This is a genomic window from Paenibacillus sp. NRS-1782 (assembly GCF_050467685.1).
Taxonomy (GTDB): Bacteria; Bacillota; Bacilli; order Paenibacillales; family Paenibacillaceae; genus Paenibacillus; species Paenibacillus terrae_A.
On sequence record NZ_JBITPH010000125.1, the window covers coordinates 1 to 616 of the forward strand.

A 616-nucleotide genomic window follows, 5' to 3' on the forward strand; every position below is an offset into this window, starting at 1 on the left:
CTACGATGCTTTTGGACGGCCTGTGAAGGCGACCTATGCGGATGGAACAACAGATACCGTGGCGTACAACGCGGTAGATCGTACGGTCACTTATACGGATGCGGCTGGTTATCGTGTGCGTGAGGTATCGGATGCTTTAGGTCGTGTGACTTCCACTCAAGAAGCTAACAATGGCTCCTTTCAGCCGCTGGAGTCGTTCGCTTACAATCATGCGGGTAGGGTCACCAGCCGGACGGACGGTAACGGCCAACGTATGATCTATGATTACGATGCACTGGGACAAATGACCTCCGTGACAGATCCATCGGGACAAAAGACCAGCTATATGTATGATCTGGCCGGAAATTTGAAGACCGTTCAGTATCCCGATGGGCAAAAGAATCTGTACTCGTATGATGAGCTGGGCAGACGCATGTTGCTGGAGAAATCCAGTGGAGGAACGACGCTCAATATTTACGATACGGATGGCAATATCACCCGTATGCTGACAGGAAAATTGCAAGCGATCACCTTTGAATATAATACGGACGGGTTGGTTACGGAAGCGGCGGGACCGGATTTTAAAACCAACTACACCTATGACCGTGCGGGACGGCGAACCAGCATGACAGATGGG

Annotated in this window: 1 pseudogene; it reads left to right on the forward strand. The window is 51.1% G+C overall.

Annotated elements, in window-relative coordinates:
* Positions 1-616, forward strand: a pseudogene (locus ACIFQM_RS24985) (hypothetical protein); the annotation flags it as partial.